The organism is Dyella sp. (assembly GCF_035277725.1).
Classification (GTDB): domain Bacteria; phylum Pseudomonadota; class Gammaproteobacteria; order Xanthomonadales; family Rhodanobacteraceae; genus Dyella_B.
This window is the reverse complement of the sequence record NZ_DATEJY010000081.1, coordinates 1-4,729: the sequence shown is the minus strand read 5'-3', so window position 1 is coordinate 4,729 and position 4,729 is coordinate 1. Positions and strand designations below refer to the sequence as shown.

The following is a 4,729-nucleotide window of genomic DNA, read 5'->3' as shown; positions in this document are numbered from 1 at the left end:
AGCGCGATTATCAGGATCTCAAGCAGGAATTTGGCTTGGATCACTACGAAGGGCGCGGTTGGCGTGGCTTCCATCACCATGCCAGCCTGAGCATTGCTGCCTATGCCTTCCTGCTCAGTGAACGCCTCGCCGGACATCGCTCCGGCTCCAAAAAAAACCGTGCACTACGCCAAACACCTGCCTTATCCGACGATTACGTACCGCGGGGTGGCACAACGACTCCAGCGACACGTGCCCGACTCGATACCATCGCTACGCAACGTTCTCAGCCTCGCGCTCGCAGCTAGCTTGCCGCGCTGTCCATGTTGCGGACGAGCACCCGTTCAGAACACCTCGTGAATTTATGACACAGTAAGACTAGGGATGCTCTGATCTATTCCATGCACCCGGCATGACGTCCAGAAGGCCCGCAGGATGTGTTGTGTGGCGCAGGGCAGACTGGCCGTCTGTTCAAGCCGCGCGGCGCAGCCTGCGGGCCTTCTGGACGTCACCCCATCGTTTTCATTCAATAGGTCGGGGCCGCACGGTATGCGCGCCTCGCTTCGCCCCGCCGTCTCGACATACAACCAGTATGCCTTCACCGTCGGTGCAAACCGAGGCGCGCATACCGTGCGGTGACGGGTACATGGAATAGATTCAGAGCATCCTTAACGCATCGGCGGCGTAACGCTGTCGTTCTGGAACGCCAGCACAAATTGATGCAACTCGCCTTCGTTGACATTGGATACGGCCACGAAATGCATGCGATCAGTGGTCCACTGGATGGCGTTGTAGCCATGCCACTGCGTGGTGCTTTGTGCAACGTCGCCAGATGAAACCGGCCACTGATACAGATTGATGACATGCAAATGCCGCTTGAAGATCAGCGCGGCAACGCTGCGCCCGCCGAGCGCGTCAAGGCGGCCGCCGACCAGCGGAAAACCCTCGCCAGCCAGATCTTTCACGCGCGGCGAAAAATCCAGCTTGCCGTCGAACCACGGTTTCACCGTGTGCTGATCGGTCGAGACCACGTCCATCAGATGCTGCGGCTGCATCGAGCGGATATGGCTGGAAATGGCTTCATCTGCCCACTGGCTGGTATCGCCAGCGCGATGCGTGGTGCTCAACCAAAGCGGTGTGCCGACAATCACGGCAGCAGCAAAGCCGGCAGCCATGGCCAGTGCGAGTGGTGCACGGCGCGTCCGGGCGGTCGGCAGCGTGGCGATGGCGGGTTTTTCGGCAGACCATGACTTGCGCAAGGCATCCGGTGCGCGTCGATACAGCGACGCGTGCATCATGCCTTCGCGAAGCTGCGCGTAGTCGGCGTAGCTTGCCGCACAGCTTGGGCAGCCTTGCATGTGTCGCGCGATCGCCACGCTCTGCGCGGCGTCCAGTTCGTTGTCGAGGTAGGCGTGCAGAAGCAGCCTGGCGTCATCGCACATCATGACGGCGTGCCTCCGTGGAAAATGAAGATAGTTCGGTTTTCAACCGTTCGCGTGCGCGCGCCAGTCGCGACATCACGGTGCCGATTTTCTGGCCGGTAATGCTGGCGATCTCCTTGTATGAGCACTCTTCCAGCTCGCGCAGCACGATCACTTCGCGCAACGGATGGGGCAGGTTTTCCAGCGCGGCCTGCAAGGCTTGGATGTCGACGGACGTCAGCGCGCGCGCTTCGGGAGAAGGTTGCTCATCGATCAGTGCGTGGGTTTCATCGTCGAAGGCTTCATGCATGGTGTCGTTGGCTTTCGCGCGCAGCGAATAGAACGTATTGCGCACGATGGCGAGTAGCCATACGCGCGCATCGCCACCGCGGAAACTGGCGAAATAGCGAAACGCACGCAGCATCGCTTCCTGGGCGACGTCCTGTGCATCGGCATCGTCGCGCGCCAGCCAGCGCGCCAGGTTGTAGGCGGCGTCCAGGTACGGCACCACGACGGCTTCGAAGCTGGCGTTGTTGTGGAGGGTGGCAGGCATAAAACCTCTTACCGCATGCCGCACGACTTTATTCCCACGCCCCAAAACACGGAATAGGCCGGCCGGCCAGGCAGTAAAGGCGGGTGAGGGCGGCGTTGGGCCGTCCACCTACGCGGAGCTAGCAATGGATACCGATGACAGCCGTGCCGATGGCCGGCGGCAATTTCTCAAATGCATGGCCTGGGCCGGGGCCGGTACGTTGTGGCTGATGAAAAGCGGGGTGCTGCAGGCGCAGCCGCCGGGTTCGTCATCGGCGGCCAAGGACGCCACTTTCAGCTTCGTGCAGATCAGCGATTCGCATATCGGTTTTCACAAGGCGCCCAATCCGGACGTGGTCGGCACCTTGCGTCGTTCGCTGGCGATGATCAACGTGCAATCGACGCGGCCGGCGTTTTTGCTGCATACGGGCGACCTGACGCACCTGTCCAAGCCGGAGGAATTCGACACGCTGTCCGGCGTGATGCAGGAAGCCCGCGTGGGCCGCAGCTTCTATGTGCCCGGCGAGCACGACGTGATTGGCGACAACGGCGCCGAGTTCTTCCGGCGTTTCGGCGAAAAGCAGAGCGCGGGCGGCTGGTACAGCTTCGATCAGGATGGCGTGCATTTCGTGGGCTTGATCAATGTGCTCAACCTCAAGGCCGGTGGACTGGGTTCGCTCGGTGCCGATCAATTGGCCTGGTTGAAGAAGGATCTGGCGGGCTTGTCGGCTGAAACGCCGGTCGTGGTGTTTGCGCACATGCCGCTGTGGCCGTTGTATCCGCAATGGGGCTGGGGCACGGACGACAGTGCGGAAGCCTTGGGTTACCTGAAGCGTTTCGGCTCGGTGACCGTGCTCAACGGGCATATCCACCAGATCCAGCAGAAAGTGGAAGGCAGCATCACGTTCTATACCGCACGTTCCACCGCTTACCCGCAGCCCGCACCAGGTGATGGACCGGGGCCTGGGCCGTTGCAGAGCGTGAAACCGGATGCGTTGCATCGCTATCTGGGTATCCGCGACGTACGCCATGTGCGCGTCGGCGGCGCGCTGGCGGTGACGGACGAGGTGATGGCATGAAGCGGTGGATGGTGATGGCTTGTGCGGTCGCCTTTGGCGGCGCGGTGGTTTCCTGCATGGCGGCGGACGTCGCGTCGTCCAAGAACAAACCTTATGAGGTAGCGATCCAGAATTTTGCGTTCTCGCCGAAGACCATCACCGTGCGGGCCGGCACGCGCGTGGTATGGGCCAATCGCGACGAGGAGCCGCATACCGTTACGAGTGCCGGCAATCAGTTCACCTCATCCAAGGCGCTCGATTCCGGCGATATCTATGCCACCACTTTCAGCAAGCCCGGCACGTATACCTACTACTGTTCGATCCATCCCATGATGGTCGGCACCATCATTGTGCAGTGAGGGCAACGCGCGCGCTGTCGAAGCGATAGATATCCATGGCAAGGAAGCCCAGATCGATACCTGCATCGATACGCTGTCCGTGGACATGTTCACCGGCGGCGCCGAGTGCGACGTACAGCGGCAGCAGATGCTCGTCGGTGGGATGCGCGCGCTCGGCTCCGGGTGCCTGGCGGCGGTAGTCGAGCAGCGCATCGATATCGCCGGCGTTGATCTTCTGTTCGATCCAGCCGAGGAATGGACGCAGATAAGGCGCTTCGTTCGTCTCGCTGTAACCGGCGCGGAAGTCGTGCAGGTTATGCGTGATGCTGCCGGAGCCGATTATCAGGATGCCTTGCTCACGCAGCGGCGCGAGTGCGCGGCCGACGGCGTATTGATGCGCAGGGCCGAAATTTGGCTGGATCGATAGTGGAACAACCGGGATGTCCGCTTGCGGGTAGAGCAAGCGCAGCGGCACCCAGGCGCCATGGTCGAGGCCCCGGTTCGTATCGAGGCGAGGCTTCAATCCGGCACGGTCGAGCAGTTGCATGACCTGCGCGGCAACCTCTGGCGCACCCGGCGCCGGGTATTGGATCTCGAACAGCTCGCGCGGAAAGCCGTAGAAATCATGGATGGTTTCTGGCTGCGCGGCGCCGCCTACGCTCGGCTGGTGCGCCAACCAGTGGGCAGTGGCGATGACCACGGCTTTCGGGCGCGGGAGTTGTGCGGCGATCTCGGCCAGGCGCTCGCCGACGCGGCCCGGGTTGAGGGCGGTCATCGGCGAGCCGTGGGAGATATAGAGGCTGGGCAGAGTGGTCATGGCGGCGTAGGTTGGGGTGCGAACCCCAACACCGGGGTTGTTCATGGCGAACAAGTATGGCCGCGCGACCCTGTTTGCAGCGGTAGGACGTCAGAAACACACTGTTGCGCTGGCTGCAACGACCGGCGTCGGTTGGGTGAGCGGCACGCGAACCTCGGCGTTCCTGGATGCATGCAAGTGATGTTGGGGTTCGCACCCCAACCTACGTGCTCATTCCGGCGGCAGTTATTTACGGCGCACCGGCTTGTCGCCGCCACGGCCATGCTTCGGCTTGCCCGCATGCCCACGCGCATGCGCCGGCTTGAATCCCGGCTTGCGCGGCGCATGGCTGCCGCCTGCGTCGGCCTCGTTGCCATCCCACTCGCTGATGCGCAATTGCTGCTGGTTCACCCATACCTTCTTCAGGTGCTGGAAGACTTCCTGCGGCATGCCATCCGGAAGATCGATCAGGCTGTAGTCGTCGCGAATGCTCAGGCGGCCGATGAACTGGCTTTCCAGGCCGGCTTCGTTGGCGATGGCGCCGATGATGTTGCCGGGCTTCACGCCATGTTCGTGGCCGACTTCGATGCGATAGGTGCGCTTGCC

The 4,729-nt window shown here is 62.1% G+C and carries 7 protein-coding genes and 1 pseudogene; 4 read left to right on the top strand and 4 right to left on the bottom strand.

Annotated features, from left to right (window positions below):
• Positions 1-287: pseudogene (locus tag VJR68_RS07890) on the top strand (IS701 family transposase); the annotation flags it as partial.
• A gap of 360 nt (positions 288-647) precedes the next feature.
• Here the strand turns inward: VJR68_RS07890 and VJR68_RS07885 are convergent.
• A complete protein-coding gene (locus tag VJR68_RS07885) occupies positions 648-1,424 on the bottom strand; it encodes an anti-sigma factor (protein ID WP_324147117.1) in 777 nt (258 codons plus the stop codon).
• A complete protein-coding gene (locus tag VJR68_RS07880) occupies positions 1,411-1,953 on the bottom strand; it encodes a sigma-70 family RNA polymerase sigma factor (protein ID WP_324147116.1) in 543 nt (180 codons plus the stop codon). Before VJR68_RS07880 ends, VJR68_RS07885 begins: the two co-directional genes overlap by 14 nt.
• A gap of 124 nt (positions 1,954-2,077) precedes the next feature.
• Here VJR68_RS07880 and VJR68_RS07875 point away from each other — a divergent pair, with 124 nt between their 5' ends.
• A complete protein-coding gene (locus VJR68_RS07875) occupies positions 2,078-3,010 on the top strand; it encodes a metallophosphoesterase family protein (protein ID WP_324147115.1) in 933 nt (310 codons plus the stop codon).
• Positions 3,007-3,348 (top strand): cupredoxin family copper-binding protein, encoded by a 342-nt coding sequence (locus tag VJR68_RS07870; protein ID WP_324147114.1) that lies wholly within the window; start codon positions 3,007-3,009, stop codon positions 3,346-3,348. The genes VJR68_RS07875 and VJR68_RS07870 overlap by 4 nt, the downstream gene beginning before the upstream one ends.
• Here the strand turns inward: VJR68_RS07870 and VJR68_RS07865 are convergent.
• Entirely contained in the window at positions 3,335-4,144 is an 810-nt protein-coding gene (locus VJR68_RS07865; RefSeq protein WP_324147113.1) for a class III extradiol ring-cleavage dioxygenase, read from the bottom strand. The genes VJR68_RS07870 and VJR68_RS07865 overlap by 14 nt on opposite strands.
• A 43-nt stretch (positions 4,145-4,187) precedes the next feature.
• On the opposite strand from VJR68_RS07865, the gene VJR68_RS07860 reads away from it, so the two are divergent.
• Positions 4,188-4,325, top strand: coding sequence for a hypothetical protein (locus tag VJR68_RS07860; protein WP_324147112.1), 138 nt, complete (start codon positions 4,188-4,190; stop codon positions 4,323-4,325).
• Positions 4,326-4,369: 44 nt separating this feature from the next.
• Here VJR68_RS07860 and VJR68_RS07855 read toward each other — a convergent pair.
• Positions 4,370-4,729: DbpA RNA binding domain-containing protein (locus VJR68_RS07855; RefSeq protein WP_324147111.1), on the bottom strand; the 360-nt coding region annotated here is incomplete at its 5' end.

What these genes read in the sequence shown, in the direction of transcription:
- VJR68_RS07865 (WP_324147113.1), bottom strand. Translation starts at nt 4,144, where the DNA reads ATGACCACTCTGCCCAGCCTCTATATCTCCCACGGCTCGCCGATGACC.
- VJR68_RS07885 (WP_324147117.1), bottom strand. Translation starts at nt 1,424, where the DNA reads ATGATGTGCGATGACGCCAGGCTGCTTCTGCACGCCTACCTCGACAAC.
- VJR68_RS07870 (WP_324147114.1), top strand. Translation starts at nt 3,007, where the DNA reads ATGAAGCGGTGGATGGTGATGGCTTGTGCGGTCGCCTTTGGCGGCGCG.
- VJR68_RS07880 (WP_324147116.1), bottom strand. Translation starts at nt 1,953, where the DNA reads ATGCCTGCCACCCTCCACAACAACGCCAGCTTCGAAGCCGTCGTGGTG.
- VJR68_RS07875 (WP_324147115.1), top strand. Translation starts at nt 2,078, where the DNA reads ATGGATACCGATGACAGCCGTGCCGATGGCCGGCGGCAATTTCTCAAA.
- VJR68_RS07860 (WP_324147112.1), top strand. Translation starts at nt 4,188, where the DNA reads ATGGCGAACAAGTATGGCCGCGCGACCCTGTTTGCAGCGGTAGGACGT.